Origin of the sequence: Streptomyces sp. Rer75 (assembly GCF_013414305.1) — a bacterium.
Lineage (GTDB): Bacteria > Actinomycetota > Actinomycetes > Streptomycetales > Streptomycetaceae > Streptomyces > Streptomyces himastatinicus.
This window is the reverse complement of record NZ_CP058693.1, coordinates 2,124,260-2,141,856: the sequence shown is the minus strand read 5'-3', so window position 1 is coordinate 2,141,856 and position 17,597 is coordinate 2,124,260. Positions and strand designations below refer to the sequence as shown.

The window sequence follows — 17,597 nt, the reverse complement described above, 5'->3', positions numbered from 1 at the left end:
GATCGCCTGGCTCGTCGAGAAGTACCGTGCGTGGGAGCGACTGCGGCGGTGACGTGTCCGCCCGCTTCAGCGACGACTTCCTCCTCACCCAGGCCTCCCTTTACTGGTTCACCGGCACGATCTCCACCTCCTTCCGGCCCTACTACGAGTACGCCCACGGCCTGACCCGACGCGTGGAGCGGGTGAGCGTTCCCACAGCCGTCGCCCTGTTCCCCGCCGACCTGAGCCGGCCGCCACGGAGCTGGGCCGAGCGCACCTACAACATCACGCGCTACACCCACATGCCCCGCGGCGGACACTTCGCCGCCCACGAGGAACCCGGCCTGCTGGCCCACGACATCACCGAATTCTTCCGGCCCTACCGTCCCCCTCTGCCTTCACCCCCTCGATCCAACCCGGCCCCGGTCGAAGGCGTCTGATCCCTGCCGGATTGCAGTGCGTTCGGCGCGGGTGGCTCAGGCGGCGATGACCCCGTCGCCAGTGACGACGGCGTTGTCCAGGTCGGCGTTGTCGGACAGGGACACCTCGACGAGCCGAGCGGGCCGCGCCGCTTCGTGGTGTCGCCCGGGTTCACGCCCGACATGGTGCTCGGGCCGTTCCTCGCCCAGGACCTGCCGCAGCCGGGCGCGTTCGGCACTGCTGGGCGCCCGGCGTCCTCGGTGCCGGTGCACTCCGCCCGATCGTCGGAGGGCGAGGCGCGCCGATGCAGGGGACGTTGACCGACACAGGCGTCCGACGCGCTGGTAGAGGCTGGCTGTCTCGTCGCACGCAGCCGGCCCGCCCGTCCTCTTCTCTCACCTGTTCGTGGGGAAGGCCGTCCGCCGACCGCAGCCGACGATGACGAGGGCGAGGAGCGCGAGGACGAGCAGTGCCGCGGGCAGCATCCGGGCGCCGACGCCCTCGACGACAACGGCGCCGAGGGCGCCGCCCGCGAAGATCGCGAGGTTGAAGGAGGTGGTGAGCATCGCGTTCGCCACATCGGCGTTCTCGCCGGTGGCTTCACTCATCGCCGTTTGCAGGTGTGTCGCCGCGCCTCCGAAGGCGATGCCCCACAGGACGATCGCGAGGAGCGCGACGGCGAGGGAGTCCTGGGCAGCCAGGAGTACTGCTCCGACGACGGCGAAGAGAGCCACGCTCGACAGGGTGAGCCTGCGCAGCGCGCGGTCGATGAACAGACCGGTGATCCAGATTCCGGCCAGAGCGGCGACACCGAAGACGACGAGGGCAAGGTCCGCTCGGAGCGCGAGGTGTGCTTCGCGCAGGTAGGGCGCGATGTAGGTGTAGAGAAGGTTGTGTGCGAGCATCCAGGTGAAGACGACCACGAGGATGGTCGCCACTCCGGGGAGTCGCAGCACCTGGGCGGGCGATACGCGCGTCTGCGCGCGCTGCCCCGCGGCGTCGGGTACGAGGACGCGGGCGGCTGCCATCACGAGCGCGGCCAGTAGTGCCATCGCGGCGAAGGACCACCGCCAGCCGACCGCGCTGCCGAGCCAGGAGCCCAGGGGCGTTCCCACGGAAAGGGCAACCGGGGTTCCGGCCATGGCGACGGCCAGGGCCCGCCCGGCGTGCTCGGGTGCCGCGATGCGGCGCGCGTACCCGGCCAGCATGCCCCAGAGCAGGCCGGAGAAGGCGCCTGCGACGAACCGGGCCGTCAGTGCGACGGCGAGGGACGGCGCCAGGGCGGTGACGGCATTGGCCACCAGGAACCCGCACAGACCCGCCAGCAGGAGCGGTCGCCGACGGCTCCCGCGGGTCAGCGCGGCCGCGGGGATCGCAGCGAGCACCGTGCCGATCGCGTAGGCACTCACCAGTTGGCCGGCGCCGCCCTCGGACACATGAAGTCCAGCGGCCAGCTGGGGCAGGAGGCCGGCCGGCAGCGTCTCGGTCATGATCACGAGGAATCCTGTGCAGGCCATCACGGCCAGCGCCGGCAGGGGGAAGTCCGTGTGGGCTCGGGTTGGGCGTGGGGCGGGAGGTGCCGTGGCCACGAGGGCGTCTCCTTCATTCAAATTACGGATTGAACGATCCGATATTGACGTCGGCAAATTTCTGGTGTCAAACTGGATCAGTCGATCCGAAATTTGGAAGGAGGTCCGCAGTGTCCCCCGCAGGTCGTCCCCGCACCTTCGACGAGGAACTCGCCCTTGAAGCGGCCATGTTGCTGTTCTGGCGACAGGGCTACGAGGCAACCTCACTGGCACAGCTTCGCGAGGCCACGGGGCTGTCGTCCGCGAGCCTGTACGGCGCCTTCGGCTCGAAGGAAGGGCTGTTCACCCGCGCTGTCGAGCACTACATCGCCGGGCCGGGCAGCGTGACCGACGTCATCACCGACGAGACGCTGAGCGCGCGGGAGGCGATCGCACGTCTGCTGCACGGGTCGATCGACATGCAGACCGACCCCTCCCACCCCCGCGGATGCCTCGTGGCCCTGTCGGCTACGGTGGAAGCGCACGGAGCCGATCACTCCGGCGTACGGGAGGTCGTCGCGGCACGTCGCGCGACCGACCGGGCGCGCATTGCCGCTGCCATCACCCGCGACGTCGCCTCGGGCGAACTCGCCCAGGACACCGACGTGGACGCCGTCACCACCATGATCCACGGCTTCCTGCTCGGGATCTCCACCCAGGTCTGCGACGGCGTCCCCGCCCGGCAGCTCCACTCTGCAGCGGACACCCTGCTCGGGCACCTGGACGCGCCGAGACGGCACATGCCAGGTCCCCAACCCGCCTGACAGCCGACGGCGGTCAAGCCCGGGGCCCACCACGGTCGGCAAGCGGCATTCTCCCTCGCTCGCACCGCTGGGGACGCCGCCCACAACGCCCATCACCCAGCCCCGCTCACTCCCTCGCCGGCCATCCCGACCCCCGCAGCGCCACATATGCGCCAAGCGGGCTCTTGAAAGGAAACACCTGATCACCATGACCGCTGCACACCTCCCTACGGCACGGCCGACTGGCTTCGGCACCGTCACCGGCACACCCGGCCTGCCCGCCGCATTCGACAAGGTCTTCTCCAGCCGGTACATCGACGTGGACTCAGTACGCCTGCACGCCGTTACCGGAGGACAGGGACCGGCCCTGCTGCTGATCGGCGGCTGGCCGCAGTTCTGGTACCAGTGGCGCCACGTCATGCTGCCGCTCGCCGAGCACTACACGGTCGTCGTCGCCGACCCGCGTGGCACCGGCCTCTCCGACAAACCGCACACCGGGTACGACTCCGCGACCTGCGCACAGGACTTCCACCGGCTGATGGAACTGCTCGGACACGACCGGTTCGCCGTCGTCGGCCACGACATCGGCATGTGGACCGCCTACGCCATGGCGGCGGACGCACCAGGCCCCATCCAGCGGATGGCACTCGTGGACGCGATCATCCCCGGCATCTCGCCCTCGCCCCCGCTGCTGGGCGACCGGCGCACGAGCGACTTTCTGTGGCACTTCAACTTCAACCGCGCCATCGACATCAACGAACAGCTCGTCCAGGGGCGCGAAGACCTCTACTTCGGGCACCAATTCGCCACCAAGGCAGCCACTCCCACCGCGATCCCGGCTGCCGCGGTGGACGTGTACGTCCAGGCGATGCGCCTGCCCGGAGCGCTGCGGGCCAGCTTCGAGTACTACCGCGCCATCGACGAGACCATGGCGCAGAGCGTCCTGCGCAAGAAGAACAAGCTCACGATCCCCGTGCTGGCCGTCGCCGGCGATGCCCTGGGCGGAGAGAACATGGAGAACGAAGTCCGTTCCCTGGCCGAAGATGTGAGCAGCGTCGTCATCTCCGACTGCGGCCACTTCGTACCGGAAGAAGCCCCCGAGGACTTCCTCAATGTCCTGCTGCCCTTCCTGCAGCCCTATCGTGCCGATTTCTGATTGACGGCCTCCCGGACGCTACCGGGCAAGAGTTGGACGGCGATGCCATAGAGGTCCGGTGGGGACGCCGACCGCGGCACCGGGGGTGAGGCTGCCGATCGGCAGCCTCACCCCGGGTGTCTTCCGTATCGGGATTCGGCAGCATCAACCGGGCCATGGATAGTGCGGCCGCGGACTGACCGACGGTGGCGGCCCGGGAGCGGCGCAAAGCATGGAGGAGCTGGTCAGCGGCCTGTGCCAGCTCCTCCAAACTCCCTCCTCGGGGGCAGGCTCCCGGTGCACTTCGCCTACCCGCTCGGTCGTCGCTCGCATGTCTGTCAGCCAACGTCCTTCCTCAGTAAGCCACTTGGAGAGAGGTAAAGATCGTGAACCTCCCTGCCCGCATCGATGTCCACCAGCACATCGTCCCGCCGGTCTGGACCGACGCCCTCGCCACGCGTGGCCTGGACTCCGGTGGCTGGCCATCCCGGCCTGGAGCACGAGCAGCGCGATCGCGATGATGAACCAGCAGAACATCGCCACCAGCGTGCTGTCGGTCACCTCGACAGCGACGCCGACGCCCGCACCCCGTACGTTTGCTCGACCCTCCACCGCTTCGGCTGCGGCAGGAATCCCCGGTATCCCGGGTCGCGTCCGACGATCTCGACGTCAATGCCCAGGCCGGCGCCGTGGTCGACAACCTGGTTCTTGAAGCCCTGGTCGACCAGGGCTTTGCGGACGGTGTCGCCGGTGTGTTCGGCGACCTGGTCCAGCAGGGCGATGCCCGCGGTGTTGTCGTGGATGTTCGCGGCGAGGACGACGACCGCGATGACCAGGCCGAGGACGTCCACGGCCAGGCCGCGCTTGCGGCCTGGCACCCGCTTGGCCGGATCGTAGCCGGTCGTGGCGGCGGGGACCCCGACGGCCGCGTGGACACTCTGGGTGTCCAGCACCACCAGGGTCGGGTCCTCTAATCGCCGGGCGCGTTCACGGACCTGGCAGCGCAGGAGTTCATGGATGACCTAATCGGTTCCGTCGTCCCGCCAGGCGGCGAAGTAGTAGTACGTCGCACTCTTCTGCGGCAGGTCGTGCGGGAGGTAGGACCACTGGCAGCCGGTCCGCCCTTGGTAGAGGATCGCGTTCACGATCTCCCGCATGTCATAGGCACCCTGATGACCGCTGACCGAGCGGTGCCGGTCCTTCCACGCGGTGATCACCGGCTCGATCAACGACCACTGCCCGTCCGATAAGTCGCTGGGATACGGCTTCCGTCCACTCACCCCGCCCACCCCAGCAGACCTCGCACCGTGGACCCGTGGGTTCCGCCCCCACCTCACACCATCAGGCGATCACAGAACGACCCAAATACTTACGAACCGCCCACTCATAGGGTCAGGGAATGGCGAGTGAATTCAGCGATGCCTTCCTCTTGGAGGCCGAACGGCATGCCGCATGGGGCGCAGCCCAACTGGAGGCCCTGACCGCGTTTCTGCCGGAAGGGCCGTGGACCGCCGATCTGCCGTCCTGCCGGTACCAGCAGGGCGAGCTGAAGCTGCACGTGGGCGTGCTGGGCACCTATGACATGGACGAGCAGTCCTGGATGTGAGGCTGGGCGAACCCGGGCCTCCAGGGCACCGAGGTGGCTGCCCTGGCCGCCGCGGTCCAGCGACAAGGAGCTACCGCCCGGGTCCGGGTGGCGGTTGCCCTACGGGGTGACCGAGGATCGCAACCACTCCGCGCGCATCTCGGCGAACACCGCGGCGGCGGTGGCGGTCGCCCTACGGGGTGAGCGAGGATCGCAACCCGCCCACCATGTGCTTCTGCGGGCCGCGCAGGCAGTGGCGGTCGCCCTCCGGGGTGGCCGAGGATCGCAACGACGTAGTGGCCTACTACGCTGGCGTCCGCCACCAGTGGTGGTCACCGTTCGGGGTGACCGGGATCGCAACGCGATCCGGCACGAGCCACCGGGCCACGATCGAGAGTGACGGTCGTCCTTCGTGGCGACCGAGATCGTAACCAAGTAGCTGTATCCGCTCTCCAGAGCGATCGAGAACCGCAACCGTCTGGCCTCCGTGACGATGATCCCAAACGTACAGGCGGCCGGGGGGGCAAGGGGTCGCAGGTTCAAATCCTGTCGTCCCGACCAGCGTTTTCGCAGGTCGGAGGTCGTTTCCTCGAAGTGAGGGAACGGCCTTTCTGACGTTTTGTCGGCTTGTGGTCGCAAGGTGGTCGCATGCGGTCGAGTGCTTTGGGGCTGGGGTGCTGTAACTCGTGGCTTCTGTGGGCCGCCTGATGATGGTCAGCTGGTTGTGCCCGGTACGTGGGCGTCTCGGCACAGTAGGTGGAAGCGGTTGAGTGCGTATTGCGGGTGGAGTGGCTTGCCGTCGGGGCGGTGGAAGACGAAGTAGCCCTGGAGCCCCTGTGCCGTCGAGGAGCACTTCTCCCGGACGCGGTGGCGGAGGGCGGTGGCGACGCGGTCGGAGATGGCGACCCAGTTCTTGCTGCCGCGGGTCTTGGGTGTGGTCAGCGCGAGCTGGTTGTTGTCGATCGCGGAGAGCGTGCGGCATATATAGAGGACGCGCTCATCGAGGTGGACGTCCTCCCAGTGCAGTCCGAGAGCTTCTCCCTTGCGGATGCCGGTGCCGATCAGCAGCTCGACCAGATCGGCCATGAGGCGGGTCGGCCGTATGGCTGTACCGCAGGAAGGTGAGGGCGTCCTGGACGGCCCAGATGTGGCGTTCGGCTGCCGCGGGGCGGGGGATGATCGTGGGCCGGGCGGGATTGCGGCCGAGGCGGCGGTGTCTGACGGCTTCGCCGAGGGCGCTGGAGAGGGTGGCCAGGATCCGGTGAACGGTGACCGGCCCGCGGCCGTGTGCGAACTGGTTCCGCACGAAGGCGGCGATGTGTGCGTAGCCGAGGTCGTCGAGCTTGATGTGTCCGAGGGCGGGGACGAGGTCGGCCTGGACGTAGGCACGGTAGCGGGCCATGGTGGTCGGTTTCAGCGTCATGGCCATGGCCTGGAGCCAGGCAGTCAGGTAGTCGCCGACCGTTTGGTTCGGATCGGCGAAGAACCCGTCGCCGTCGCTGGCGACCAGCCGCCGCAGAGCATCCGAGGCATCGTGCTGGGTGGGGAAGCCGCCGCGGCGAACGGTACGACGGCGATGAGCGGGAGAGGGGAGATCGACGGCAAAGGTCCAGGTGCCGTGATCAGACTCGCCGGGGAGCCGTGGACAGCGTGAGCCGAGCTGCTTATCCTGCTGGTCCCGGCAGCCGCACCGGCGGTAGACACGCCCGCGAGCGGTGGCGGAGCGCATGGTGATCGCTTCCAAAAGTTGCACATTGAACCGCTACGCCCATTGTCGCGCACGGCCTGGGCAATCCTGCGACCACATGCGACCACAACGGCATCTGGAGTCCTCCTGACCTGCGGTGATCCCTTGGCGGGGCGACAAGTGCGGATGGTCTGTCGATCTTGCTGCAAAGGAATAAATAGTGTGCCAAGCGCGATGATGTGCCGTTCGAGTTTCCTCAGGGGGCTCATCGGGCCTCCTCCAGCTGTGGTGCGGCCGACTCGTGGCGCGTGGGCCCGAGGGCGGTGTGCAGTCGTTCGATCGCGGTGATCAGCGTGTCGTCGTCGACAGCGAAGCACACGCGAATGCGTCCGGGCGCGTTGAACGCCTCGCCGGGTACGACGGCGAGATGGGCGGTGTCGAGGAGCCAGGCAGCGAGCTCGGCGCTGCTGGACCAATCCCGGTCACGGAGGAGCGTGCTGACGTCGGGGAAGGCGAACATGCCGCCGTCGGGCAGCGGGCAGCGGGCAGCGGGCAGTCGATGCCGTCGATCCCGTTCAGCGCCTCCACCAGTAGCGGGCGCCGGCGCCGATAATTGCCGGCGGCCTCGATAGGGGTGCCGGTGTCGCCCAGGGCGGCGAGCGCGGCACGCTGGTTGACCGTCGGGACGTGGGTGATGGCGCGTGAGACGTGGAGCCGCGCCGAGGCGATGATCTCCGGCGGTGCCGCGAGCCAGCCGACGCGCCAGCCTGTCATGGCGTGCTCCTTGGGCACTCCGCCCACGACGACGGTACGGCCGCGCAGCTGCGGAGCCACCCGCAGGATCGACCGGTAGGTCCCGGTGTAGTCGAACGCCCGGTAGATGTCGTCACTGATGACCCACATGCCGTGCTGCTCCGCCCAGTCGGCGATCTCCCTCAGCCGGGCCTCTGGGTACGCAACGCCGGTGGGGTTGCCGGGGCTGGAGAGGAGCACCGCCCGTGTGCGCGGGGTGCGGCAGCCGTCGAGAACCTCGGCCGAGATACGGAACTCGCCGTCGGTGGCGACCGGGACGGCGATGCCGCTGGCGGCGGTGACGACCTCGGCATGTCCGGGCCAGCCGGGCGCGGCGACCAGGACCTCGTCGCCTGCGTCGATCAGAGCCTGGGTGGCGACGAAGAGGGCGTGCTTGACGCCGAGGGCGATCTGGACGTCGTCCGCGCTCCAAGAGAGCCCGGTGTCGTCGGCGATGGCGGTGGCGACGAGTGCGCGCAGGGCGGGGCCGCCCTGGGCCGTCCCGTAGTGGTGGGTGGTGGGGTCGCGTAGGGCGGCGACGGCGGTCTCCACGACCACGGCGCTGGTGGCCGACTGGGGCTCTCGGCGGCGAGCGTGACGACGTCCGCGCCCTGGGCCCGTAGTGCTTCGGCCTTGGCGGCCACGGCGAAGGCCCTGTCTCCCGAAGCTACGGCGAAGTGACAAGTAGCCCCCCTGCGCGCAAGTCTCAGAAGGGGTCCGTCCCGCTTTTGAGTGAGAACGGGTTCTGCGAACGAATCCGGGGTCGGCGGGGGTCCGGCGGCCCGTGACTAATCTTGCTCGCGCAAAGGCTTAAGCAGGCAAGGCAGGCCGCCAGCGAAAGCAGCGATGGCGTCGGCGAGGGCGTGGGGGCCGGTGAGGAAGGCGTCGTGGGCTTCGCCGGGGATCTCGACGAGTCGGGCGTCGGGCAGGGCCTGGTGCAGGCGGCGGGAGACGTCCGTCAGCCAGCGGGGGCTGAGTTCGCCGATCACGAGGAGCGTCGGGATGTCGAGGGCCGCGAAGCGGGCAAGGTCGTCGCCGAAGCTGTCCATCGCACGCATCTCGCGGGCCCATGTCGGGGTCATGGACGCGCGGATGGCCCAGAACGGGGTCTGACGGAACTCCTCGATGGCTTCCTCGGGAAACCGCAGGAAGTTCCGCAGCCCGAGGGTGAGGGCTCGGTCGAGGTCGCCGGCCTGGACGGCCTCCTCGAAGGGAGCGATGGCGTCGCCGCCGACAGGGCCGCCCAGCGGGATCGGGGGCTCGTAGAGGATGAAAGCCGCCGGGGGCTGGTGCAGGGCGTGGGCGAGGGTGACCAGTCCGCCGTAGGAGTGGCCGAGCAGGATCGCGTCGGGCCCGGCGAGGCCGAGGACGGCGGCGATGTCGTCGGCCTCCCGCTGGATGGTGTGCTCACCGTTGTCGCCACTGGCACCCCGGCCGCGGCGGTCGATCGCGTAGGTGGCGAAGCGCGGGGCCAGCAGATCGGCAAGGACCTGCCAGTCCTGGGCGGCGTTGAGGGCGCCCGGAGATACAACCAGAGGGCGGCCCTGGCCGGTGATCGTGACGGCGATCTTTGTGCCGTCGGTGGAGGTGACGTGGGCCTGGCGGGGAGCATGGGCAGTCATGGTCTTCTTTACATCATGACCAAGCACGCGGTCATCGGTCTGGTCCGGGCCCTGCCCGGTCCGCTCTCCAGGGAGGGAATCCGCCTCAGTGCCGTCTGCCCGGGTCTGGTCGACACCCCACTGACCGCGGTGGGGCGGGACCGGTTACGGGCCGCGGGTACACCCATGCTCACCGCCGATGAGGTCGCCGCCGCCGTCGAGCAACTCCTGCACACCGGCTGCGACGCCATCCGACGGGAATGCTGGCCATGGTCGCAGCAGACTTTGCCCGGCGTTCGTCGACTGGCGCGGCAGATGCGCCCGCTCGTGTGAAGGCACCAGGTCGTGGTGCACATCGAGAGCCACGTCTCCGCACCTGGCAACAAGATGTGCAGCAAGCTAGTCAGGAGGCTTGCCTAAAAGATGGTGGATGATGTTACCTTCGAGAAACAGTTAGGACACCTGACCAAAGAGGTTCAGTATGACCATCACCGCCCATGGGGAGCAGGCCGCCGAAGCCCTGCCCCACTGGGAGACCGTTCCAGAGGACTTGCCCGCTGCGATCCGTGAGATCAAGGTCGCTCTGCGGACCCGTATAGAGGCATCGGGCCGGAGTGTGGAGGAGGTCTTCGCCGCGGTCGAGCGGCGGGTCGCCGCCCGCGTGGCCGAGATCAAGGCCGAGAAGGAGCGCGGAGAGAGTGTCTGGCCGGTCATCGACTACGCCGACATCGAAAGCGGCACGGTAACCCCGCACCGGATGGCCAAGCTGAAGAAGCGCGGCTGTCTGGTGGTGCGCGGCCACTTCCCCCGTGAGCAGGCCATGGCGTGGGACGCGGACATCGTCGACTACGTCGAGCGGAACAAGTTCTTCGAGAACTATGCCGGCCCCGGCGACGACTTCTTCGGCAGCGTCGGCTCCAAGCCCGAGATCTACCCGATCTACTGGTCCCAGGCGCAGATGGAGGTCCGGCAGAGCCGCCGCATGGCTCGCGTGCAGTCCTTCCTGAACTCGTTCTGGAAGCACGAGTCGGATGGGGTGCAATGGTTCGACCCCGAGCGTGACGCCCTGTACCCCGACCGCATCCGCCGCCGCCCGCCGGGATCCGACTCCGGCGGCCTGGGCACCCACTGTGATCCCGGCACGCTGGACCTGTGGATGACCGAGGCATACCAAAAGGCGTTCCGGCACCTCTTCGACGGCGCCGTTGAGCAGTACGACCCCTGGGACGCCGCCCACCGCACCGCGGGCCCGACGTACCCGGGCTCGACGATGTGCTCGGCCTTCCGCACCTTCCAGGGCTGGACCGCGCTGTCGGAGATGGGGCACGACCAGGGCGTCCTGCACACGGTCCCGATCCCCGAGGCCATGGCCTACCTCATGCTGCGCCCGCTGCTGCCGGACGTGCCCGAGGACGACATGTGCGGAGTCACGGTCAATCAGGTCTTCCCGGCCAATGAGAAGTGGCACCCGCTGCTCATGGAGGCTCTCACCGGCATCCCCGACGTGCAGCCCGGGGACTCGGTGTGGTGGCACTGCGACATGATCCACAGTGTCGCGCCGGTGAAGAAGCAGAAGGGCTGGGGCAACGTCATGTACATCCCCGCGGCCCCCTGGTGCCCGCGCAACGAGGAGTATGCCGCGCATGTGCGGGAGGCGTTCGTGACCGGGTCCAGCCCGAGCGATTTCCCCGAGGAGCACTACGAGCGTTCCTGGGCCGGTCGCTTCACCCTCGACCAGCTCAACGACGCCGGTCGCCGAGGGCTCGGTCTGGACTGAGTCGAGGTGATGATGAGGGCCACCGAGGAGGGGGCTCCGGCCACACGCCATCACCGCATATACGAAACATGCAGGTCCTGGGGCTCGCCGAGCGCCAGGACCTGCTGCGTATGCGCCTGCTCCGCCCGGGCCCGCGGGGTCGCCGCCAAGCACTGAAGGATCGTCGCCCCACATTTGGTAAGGCGTCCTGTCTAACTGGTCAGAGGGGTGAGACGGGCCGAAATAATCCAAAAAATTAAGCGCCACTACCTTGAGCACCGGCACCGTCCTGAGACCCCAACTGCGAGGTCCGCGCCGTGGCGCACGGTTCATGTGCAGGGGTGCTGGCCACCCCATTGGCTGGGCTGTTCGGCTGGGGGTGCTGCGCCAGCGCGGTGCTGATCAAGTAGTCGGCTCGACGCGCACGGGCTCGCGTGGTTGGCGTCAGCTATTGCCTTCACACGCACAACGAAACCGATCAGCTCAGGCAACCTGTCTGGTAGGTGAACATGCAGCTCAAGTCATCTATGACCGCATTGATCACGTGGAGTGCGTGCCTGGGAACGTGCTGTCGCCGGTCTTGGCGCAACGACTATGCCTGGCGGTGTATCGCTGTGAGCGGGCGCTGGTCCTGCCGCTCGCGATGCATCAGATGACCGAGAGCCGCTGTCGGAGAGGCTAGGCGACGTGGGCGAGGTACCGTTCACAGGCAAGGTCGAAGACCTCCTCGCCGGGCTGCTGCCAGAGCGCGGAGTTGAAGATTTCGACCTCGGTGAGGCCACGGTATCCGCTGTGCTCCACGGCTTGGCGCAGTCGGCGGAGGTCGATACAGCCGTCGCCGATCATGCCGCGGCCGGTGAGTACGCCAGCGGGCAACGGGACGGTCCAGTCGCAGACCTGGAAGCCGGCGATGCGTTCCCCGAGCAGTGCCAGTTCGTTGAAGCGGTCGGGGTCCCACCAGACGTGGTAGGCGTCCACGAGAACGCCCACCTGTTCGGCCGGGAACTGCTCGGCGAGGAGCCGGGCCTGGCGCAGGGTGGAGATGACGCTGCGGTCGGAGCAGTACATGGGGTGCATCGGCTCGATGGCGAGTACGACACCCAAGTCACCGGCCTCCGGGGCTAGTTCGGCAATCGCGTCGGCGACCATCTGCCGTGCTCCGGCCAGGTCCCGGCTGCCGGACGGCAGACCCCCGCAGACCAGGCAGAGCGTCTGGGCGCCGAGGCGTGCGGCCTCGTCGAGCGCCCGGCGGTTGTCCTCGATGTGCTGCTGACGGGTGGCGGCATCAGTGGCGGGGAAGAAGCCACCCCGGCACAGACTGGTCACCAGCAGACCCGCAGCGCGAACCTGCCGGGCAACACGGTCGATCCCGGCTTCCTGGACCGGCTCCCGCCACAGGCCCACCCCGCCCAGACCGCGCCGTGCCGCAGTGTCGATGAGCTCGTGCAGCGGCCAGTACTTGGCCGTCTCGGAGTTGAAGGAGAAACGGCTCAGCTCGCTCATCGGGTGGCTCCGTGGAGTTCGAGGAAGGAGTACATGCGGCCTGCGGCGATATCCGGATCGCGCAGCAGTCCGGTCTGGTCGGCCAGGCGGAAGAGTTGAGCGAGATGGATGAGCGAGCGGTTGGTCTGTGCCCCGTTGATCATGGTGAACTGGTCCTGGTGGCCACCCAGCCAGGCGAGGAAGACCACCCCGGTCTTGTAGTGGAAGGTGGGCGTCTCGAAGAGGTGCCGACCGAGGGGGACGGTCGGTTCCATCAGGGCCCGATAGGCGTCAACGTCACCCTTGTCCAGCGCCTGCAGGGCCTGAGAGGCCGCGGGAGCGATGGCGGCGAATACGCCGAGGAGGGCGTCACTGTGGCCGCTGTCGGCGTCGCCGAGGATGAGGTCGCTGTAGTTGAAGTCGTCGCCGGTGTACAGGCGTACGCCCACGGGGAGACGGCGGCGCAGCGCGCGTTCGCGGTCGGCGTTCAGTAGTGACAGCTTGATGCCGTCGATCCTCGAGGCATGGGCGTGCATGATCGTGAGGACGGTCTCTGTGGCGGCGTCGAGGTCCACCGACCCCCAGTAGCCTCGGAGTCGGGGGTCGAACATGTCGCCGAGCCAGTGCAGCACGACGGGCTGGGAGACCTGGCTGAGGATGCGGTCGTAGACGGTGAGGTAGTCCTCGGGGGTGCGCGCCACGGAGGCCAGGGCGCGGCTGGCCATCACCACTGCGGTGGCTCCGGCCTCCTCGGCGACGGCGAGCTGTTCGAGGTAGGCCGCAGTGATGTCGTCGAGGGACGGCTGTGGCGCGGTGAGCTGGTCGGTGCTCACGCCGGCCACGATCCGGCCGCCGACCGAGCGGGCGTCGGCGGCCGACCGGCGGATGAGTTCGGCGGCGGTGGGCCAGTCCAGGCCCATGCCGCGCTGGGCGGTGTCCATGGCCTCGGCGACACCGAAACCCCACCGCCACAGCTCGTGCCGGAAGGCCAGGGTGCGGTCCCAGTCCAGCACCGCGGGCGAGCCGGGAGGCTGTTCCGCGTGCGCGTCGGCGACGACGTGGGCCGCGGCGTAGGCGACGCGGCTGGTCAAGGGGCTGCGCGGAGGCGTGTAAGGCCCGAAGGCGTGGCCGGGTGTATAGGGTTGCAGCCCACCGGCGGATACGGGCAGGTGGAGGGTGCGGGTCACGGCAGGCTCCTGACGGTGGGCAGGGCGGATGGCGGGGCGACGGCGAACGACGGGGTGCGCTTCTCCCGGAAGGCCCGGGTTCCTTCGGCGGCATCCGGGCCGGAGAGCGTGTCATCGGCGAGCGCGGCGAGCGCGTCGTGGACGGCGCTCATGCCGTCGGTGCGCAGCCGTGCGGTGGCGAACCTCTTGGTGTGGCGTATGGCGTCGCGGCTGCCTTCGGCGATCGTTTCCGCCAGGCGCTCCGCTGCCGTATCGACGTCCTGGTCGTCGACGACCTCGTGCACCACGGCGCAGCGCAGAGCCGTGTCCGCGTCGAGTTGCCGAGTGGTCAGGGACAGCAGGCCGGCGGGCTTGTGGGCGAGGGTGTACGGAGCGACGGCGGCGAAGACCGTGGGCCAGACGCCGATCCGGGCCTCGGGCAGGCGGAAGGTGGCGTTCGTCCCGGCGATGGCGAGGTCGCTCACCAGGACGATCTCGGCTCCGCCGCCGATGGCACGGCCGCGCACGGCGGAGATGACGGGCACGTCGCATTCGACGACGGCCCGCATGGCCGGCAGCACCAGGCCGATGAAGTAGTCGCGGGCCTGCTGGGGAGTGGTGAGCCGGAAGAACTCGTCGATGTCGTTGCCCGCGCAGAAGGCGCGCGGTGAGCCGTGTAGGACGACGGCGCGTACCGCCGGGTCGGCTCCGGCCTCCCGAAGCCGCTCGGTCAGGCCGGTCCAGCCGGCCGCGTCCATCGCGTGCAGTTTCTCGGGCCGGTCGAAGGTGATGTGGGCGACGGGTCCCTGCCTGCGCAGGTCCATGGCTGCCTCCTGGAGGGCTCAGCGGGTGCTGGTGGTGAACAGGGCCGGATCCATGACCCGCGGGTCCCGGACGATGGGAATGAAGCCCATGTGCGGCAGGACATCGCGGTCGACGGATATCCCTGGCGCGATTTCGATCAGCTCGACACCGTCGGGGACGAGGCGGAAGACGGCGCGCTCGGTGACGTAGAGGACCTCCTGCCCGCGGGCCAGCGCCTGCGGGCCGGAGAAGGTCACTTCGTCGACGGCCTGGACGAACTTGCCGACCTCACCCTCGCGATCGATGCGCAGGGCGCCGTCGGCCACCGTCATGCGGGTGCCCTTGGCGGTGAACTGGCCGCAGAAGACCACACGTCGGGCCGACTGCGAAATGTCGATGAAGCCGCCGGGGCCGATGATGCCCCCGCCGATGCGGCTGACATTGACCGATCCGCTCGCGTCGACTTCGGCCATGCCCAAGTACGTCGCGTCCAGCAGACCGCTGGCGAAGAAGTCGAACTGGGTGGTGGACGGTACGGTGATCTCCGCGCCGCTGCAGACGCCGAACATGTCGCCGGACAGCGGGGTGCCGCCGGTGTGCCCCTGTTCGATGCAGGTCGTGACCTCGCCCAGCCGGTGCTGTTCGGCCAGGACGTCGACGACCTCACTGGAGATGCCGAAGCCGAGGTTCATCACGTCTCCGGTGCGCACCTCTTCGGCCGCGCGGCGGGCGATCAGCCTGCGGACGGGCGATGCGGCGGGAGCGGGCTCGTACGGAGGAGCCGGTGCGTCTCCGCACAGGGCGGGGTCGTGGGCCCCGAGGTACGTTTGCCGCTGCTCGGGCACGACGGCGACCGCGTCGAGGAGGAAGCGCGGCAGATGCACGTCCCGGGGATTGAGCGGCGTGTCCAGCCGCCGCTGCACCTGGGCCAGGACGATGCCGCCGGACGCCTTGGCGGCCTGGGCGACCGCCAAGGCGTCGAGCTGCGCGGCTTCACCGGACAGGGTGACATTGCCGTTCGGGTCGATGGCGGTGCCCCGGACGATGCCGACGTCCACGCGGAACGGGCGGTAGCGCAGGTATTCCTGGCCGTCGAACTCGATCCGTTCGACGAGGGCGTCCTTGGCGGAGGCGTTGGCCCGGCCGCCGGACTGGCGGGGGTCGACGAACGTGCCCAGGCCGGTCGTGGTGATCAGGCCGGGGCGGCGGGCACCGATCTCGCGCAGCAACAGACTGATCACGCCGCCGGGCAGGACGTAGGCCTCGATCTCCTCGTCGGCCGCGAGCCGTGTCATCTCCGGTGACCAGGTCCAGTGGCCGCCAATGACCCGGCGCACCATCGTGGGGTGGGCGAACGCGTTGGTGCCCCGCTGCTGCCGGTCCCCGACACCGAGGGCGTGCACCAGCGTCAGGTCGCGGGGGAGGGTCTCGCTGAGGAAACGCTGCTCCAGCGCGGCGAAGACCGCCTCCGGCTCGATCACGCCGCCGCCGGCGCCGGTGATGGCGACGGTCGCTCCGTCGGGCACCATCCGTGCCAGCTCAGCCGGCTCGCAGAGGCGCGGGGCCGCTGTCTTCGCGGGGCTCGGGGTTCGGGGTGCGGTGCTCACCAGACGCTCATTCCGCCGTCGACGGTCAGGACGGAGCCGGTCGCGAACGAGGACTCCTCGGAGGCCAGGAAGAGCGTCGCGGCGGCTATCTCCTCGGGCCGGCCGAGCCGTCCCAGCGGTTGCCGGGCGGCCAGGTCTGCCCGGTAGGCGTCGGGATCGGCCAGGTGCGCGGAGATCTTCGAGAAATACGGAGTGTCGGTCGTGCCGGGCGCAACGCAGTTGACCCGGATGCCCTCGTTGGCGTGGTCCACGGCCATCGCCTTGGACAGACCCACGACCGCGGCCTTGGTGGCGCAATACGCGGCCCGTTCGGACATGCCGATCTGGCCCGCGACGGATGCCATGTTGACGATGCTGCCGCCGCCCGTCTTGCGCATGAGCGTGATCGCGGTGCGGCAGCCGAGGAAGACGCTGCTGACGTTGGTCGTCAGAATCGTCTGCCAGTCCTCCCACGAGGTGTCGGTCACCGAGGCGCGGATCCCGTAGCCGGCGTTGTTGACCAGGACGTCCAGCCCTCCCCAGTGCTTTGTGACCTGGTCCTCCACTTGCTGCCAGGTCTGCGGGGCCCCTGCGTCCCCGATGACGGCGAACTCCGGCCCCTCGATCTCGGCGGCCTCCGCGTCCCGGTCGACGGTGCCGACGCGAGCCCCCTCCCGGAGGAAGGCTTCCACCACCGCGCGTCCGATTCCTGAGGCGCCGCCGGTCACCACGGCGGCTTTCCCGGCCAGTCTCATTGCAGCTCCAAGGTCTGAGGGCGGTTCCAATTCCGCCAGTTACGTCGTGTGGTTGTCGGGAGTGGGAAACCCCGTTCTCGGTGCGTCAGGTGCCCCGTCGCACGGAAGCTCGGGGTGCGGCGCCCGGTGTCGGCTCATGGGTGAGTCGGGCGTCTCGGGTTGGTGGTCCCGGCCGGAACCGCGGCGGGGCGGGCTGTGCGGTCCGGCCGGGACGTGCAAGGGCCGGGTCAGACCGGCTGGGGCTGCTCCTCGTCCGGCGTCGGCTCCTGCTCGGCGGGTGCGGGGATCCGCACAGGGCGCAGCAGGGCCCAGGTGCCGAAGGCCGCGGTGACCGCGAGCATCGCGATCCCGCTCCAGAGGTTGGCGTTCCAGCCTCCGGCTTTTTCGAGGTCCTCGTTCGAGGCTCCTGCCGCGCCCATGACCGTCAGGACCGTTCCGTAGACGGTGAATAGGGCGGCGATGAGGATACGCAGGTCGAACAGGGCGGCGCGGCGGGACGGTGTCGCTTGGTGGTTGCTGTCGGGCATCGGAGCTTTCC

At 69.0% G+C, this 17,597-nt stretch carries 18 protein-coding genes and 2 pseudogenes; 6 read left to right on the top strand and 14 right to left on the bottom strand.

The window, feature by feature from the left end:
• Window positions 1-26: 26 nt before the first annotated feature.
• Window positions 27-419 (top strand): alpha/beta fold hydrolase, encoded by a 393-nt coding sequence (locus HYQ63_RS08720; protein WP_257231745.1) that lies wholly within the window; start codon window positions 27-29, stop codon window positions 417-419.
• Between the two features lie 36 nt (window positions 420-455).
• On the opposite strand, the gene HYQ63_RS08715 is transcribed toward HYQ63_RS08720, so the two are convergent.
• Together HYQ63_RS08715 and HYQ63_RS08710 are read right to left on the bottom strand one after the other, a co-directional pair.
• Window positions 456-671, bottom strand: coding sequence for a hypothetical protein (locus HYQ63_RS08715; RefSeq protein WP_179933302.1), 216 nt, complete (start codon window positions 669-671; stop codon window positions 456-458).
• Between the two features lie 123 nt (window positions 672-794).
• The gene (locus HYQ63_RS08710; protein ID WP_179939888.1) at window positions 795-1,916 is read right to left on the bottom strand and encodes an MFS transporter; all 1,122 of its coding nucleotides are present in this window, start codon (window positions 1,914-1,916) and stop codon (window positions 795-797) included.
• 182 nt (window positions 1,917-2,098) lie between these two features.
• Here HYQ63_RS08710 and HYQ63_RS08705 point away from each other — a divergent pair, with 182 nt between their 5' ends.
• Both HYQ63_RS08705 and HYQ63_RS08700 read left to right on the top strand, forming a co-directional pair.
• Window positions 2,099-2,731, top strand: a complete 633-nt coding sequence (locus HYQ63_RS08705; RefSeq protein WP_179933301.1) for a TetR/AcrR family transcriptional regulator — start codon at window positions 2,099-2,101, stop codon at window positions 2,729-2,731.
• Window positions 2,732-2,918: 187 nt separating this feature from the next.
• Entirely contained in the window at window positions 2,919-3,866 is a 948-nt protein-coding gene (locus HYQ63_RS08700) for an alpha/beta fold hydrolase (RefSeq protein WP_179933300.1), read from the top strand.
• 563 nt (window positions 3,867-4,429) lie between these two features.
• Here HYQ63_RS08700 and HYQ63_RS08695 read toward each other — a convergent pair.
• Window positions 4,430-5,125, bottom strand: a pseudogene (locus HYQ63_RS08695) (IS5 family transposase); the annotation flags it as partial.
• 119 nt (window positions 5,126-5,244) lie between these two features.
• On the opposite strand from HYQ63_RS08695, the gene HYQ63_RS08690 reads away from it, so the two are divergent.
• Entirely contained in the window at window positions 5,245-5,451 is a 207-nt protein-coding gene (locus HYQ63_RS08690) for a DUF6882 domain-containing protein (protein ID WP_179933299.1), read from the top strand.
• Window positions 5,452-6,144: 693 nt separating this feature from the next.
• Here HYQ63_RS08690 and HYQ63_RS08685 read toward each other — a convergent pair.
• The 5 genes and pseudogenes from HYQ63_RS08685 to HYQ63_RS08670 all read right to left on the bottom strand — a co-directional run bounded on the left by HYQ63_RS08685 (window position 6,145) and on the right by HYQ63_RS08670 (window position 9,531).
• Window positions 6,145-6,516, bottom strand: a complete 372-nt coding sequence (locus HYQ63_RS08685; RefSeq protein ID WP_179933298.1) for a tyrosine-type recombinase/integrase — start codon at window positions 6,514-6,516, stop codon at window positions 6,145-6,147.
• A complete protein-coding gene (locus HYQ63_RS45935; RefSeq protein ID WP_373689204.1) occupies window positions 6,428-6,853 on the bottom strand; it encodes a hypothetical protein in 426 nt (141 codons plus the stop codon). The genes HYQ63_RS08685 and HYQ63_RS45935 overlap by 89 nt, the downstream gene beginning before the upstream one ends.
• Before the next feature lie 529 nt (window positions 6,854-7,382).
• Window positions 7,383-7,637: an aminotransferase class I/II-fold pyridoxal phosphate-dependent enzyme gene (locus HYQ63_RS45930; RefSeq protein WP_373689044.1), complete on the bottom strand. Its 255-nt coding sequence runs from the start codon at window positions 7,635-7,637 to the stop codon at window positions 7,383-7,385.
• Between the two features lie 47 nt (window positions 7,638-7,684).
• Window positions 7,685-8,467, bottom strand: a pseudogene (locus HYQ63_RS08675) (aminotransferase class I/II-fold pyridoxal phosphate-dependent enzyme); the annotation flags it as partial.
• Window positions 8,468-8,697: 230 nt separating this feature from the next.
• Entirely contained in the window at window positions 8,698-9,531 is an 834-nt protein-coding gene (locus HYQ63_RS08670; RefSeq protein WP_179933295.1) for an alpha/beta fold hydrolase, read from the bottom strand.
• A 15-nt stretch (window positions 9,532-9,546) separates the two neighbouring features.
• Between HYQ63_RS08670 and HYQ63_RS08665 the strand changes: the two genes are divergently transcribed.
• Together HYQ63_RS08665 and HYQ63_RS08660 are read left to right on the top strand one after the other, a co-directional pair.
• The gene (locus HYQ63_RS08665; protein WP_257231742.1) at window positions 9,547-9,843 is read left to right on the top strand and encodes an SDR family oxidoreductase; all 297 of its coding nucleotides are present in this window, start codon (window positions 9,547-9,549) and stop codon (window positions 9,841-9,843) included.
• A 148-nt stretch (window positions 9,844-9,991) separates the two neighbouring features.
• Window positions 9,992-11,287 (top strand): DUF1479 domain-containing protein, encoded by a 1,296-nt coding sequence (locus HYQ63_RS08660; protein ID WP_179933294.1) that lies wholly within the window; start codon window positions 9,992-9,994, stop codon window positions 11,285-11,287.
• A 657-nt stretch (window positions 11,288-11,944) separates the two neighbouring features.
• On the opposite strand, the gene HYQ63_RS08655 is transcribed toward HYQ63_RS08660, so the two are convergent.
• The 6 genes from HYQ63_RS08655 to HYQ63_RS08630 form a co-directional block, all read right to left on the bottom strand.
• Entirely contained in the window at window positions 11,945-12,769 is an 825-nt protein-coding gene (locus HYQ63_RS08655; protein WP_179933293.1) for a sugar phosphate isomerase/epimerase, read from the bottom strand.
• Window positions 12,766-13,935, bottom strand: a complete 1,170-nt coding sequence (locus HYQ63_RS08650; RefSeq protein ID WP_179933292.1) for a dihydrodipicolinate synthase family protein — start codon at window positions 13,933-13,935, stop codon at window positions 12,766-12,768. The genes HYQ63_RS08655 and HYQ63_RS08650 overlap by 4 nt, the downstream gene beginning before the upstream one ends.
• Window positions 13,932-14,738 (bottom strand): enoyl-CoA hydratase/isomerase family protein, encoded by an 807-nt coding sequence (locus HYQ63_RS08645; protein WP_179933291.1) that lies wholly within the window; start codon window positions 14,736-14,738, stop codon window positions 13,932-13,934. Before HYQ63_RS08645 ends, HYQ63_RS08650 begins: the two co-directional genes overlap by 4 nt.
• A gap of 18 nt (window positions 14,739-14,756) precedes the next feature.
• Window positions 14,757-16,247 carry a CoA-transferase gene (locus tag HYQ63_RS08640; RefSeq protein WP_179933290.1) on the bottom strand — a complete coding sequence of 497 codons (1,491 nt, stop codon included), beginning with the start codon at window positions 16,245-16,247 and terminating at the stop codon, window positions 14,757-14,759.
• Between the two features lie 74 nt (window positions 16,248-16,321).
• Window positions 16,322-17,059 carry a glucose 1-dehydrogenase gene (locus HYQ63_RS08635; RefSeq protein ID WP_179933289.1) on the bottom strand — a complete coding sequence of 246 codons (738 nt, stop codon included), beginning with the start codon at window positions 17,057-17,059 and terminating at the stop codon, window positions 16,322-16,324.
• A 227-nt stretch (window positions 17,060-17,286) separates the two neighbouring features.
• Complete coding sequence (locus tag HYQ63_RS08630; protein ID WP_179933288.1) at window positions 17,287-17,586, bottom strand: hypothetical protein; 300 nt, start codon at window positions 17,584-17,586, stop codon at window positions 17,287-17,289.
• Window positions 17,587-17,597 lie beyond the last annotated feature (11 nt).

Coding starts and splice junctions, on each gene's coding strand:
- HYQ63_RS08710 (WP_179939888.1), bottom strand. CDS start 1,916: ATGGCCTGCACAGGATTCCTCGTGATCATGACCGAGACGCTGCCGGCC.
- HYQ63_RS08700 (WP_179933300.1), top strand. CDS start 2,919: ATGACCGCTGCACACCTCCCTACGGCACGGCCGACTGGCTTCGGCACC.
- HYQ63_RS08690 (WP_179933299.1), top strand. CDS start 5,245: ATGGCGAGTGAATTCAGCGATGCCTTCCTCTTGGAGGCCGAACGGCAT.
- HYQ63_RS08685 (WP_179933298.1), bottom strand. CDS start 6,516: ATGGCCGATCTGGTCGAGCTGCTGATCGGCACCGGCATCCGCAAGGGA.
- HYQ63_RS45935 (WP_373689204.1), bottom strand. CDS start 6,853: ATGACGCTGAAACCGACCACCATGGCCCGCTACCGTGCCTACGTCCAG.
- HYQ63_RS45930 (WP_373689044.1), bottom strand. CDS start 7,637: ATGTTCGCCTTCCCCGACGTCAGCACGCTCCTCCGTGACCGGGATTGG.
- HYQ63_RS08670 (WP_179933295.1), bottom strand. CDS start 9,531: ATGACTGCCCATGCTCCCCGCCAGGCCCACGTCACCTCCACCGACGGC.
- HYQ63_RS08665 (WP_257231742.1), top strand. CDS start 9,547: ATGACCAAGCACGCGGTCATCGGTCTGGTCCGGGCCCTGCCCGGTCCG.
- HYQ63_RS08660 (WP_179933294.1), top strand. CDS start 9,992: ATGACCATCACCGCCCATGGGGAGCAGGCCGCCGAAGCCCTGCCCCAC.
- HYQ63_RS08655 (WP_179933293.1), bottom strand. CDS start 12,769: ATGAGCGAGCTGAGCCGTTTCTCCTTCAACTCCGAGACGGCCAAGTAC.
- HYQ63_RS08645 (WP_179933291.1), bottom strand. CDS start 14,738: ATGGACCTGCGCAGGCAGGGACCCGTCGCCCACATCACCTTCGACCGG.
- HYQ63_RS08640 (WP_179933290.1), bottom strand. CDS start 16,247: ATGGTGCCCGACGGAGCGACCGTCGCCATCACCGGCGCCGGCGGCGGC.
- HYQ63_RS08635 (WP_179933289.1), bottom strand. CDS start 17,059: ATGAGACTGGCCGGGAAAGCCGCCGTGGTGACCGGCGGCGCCTCAGGA.
- HYQ63_RS08630 (WP_179933288.1), bottom strand. CDS start 17,586: ATGCCCGACAGCAACCACCAAGCGACACCGTCCCGCCGCGCCGCCCTG.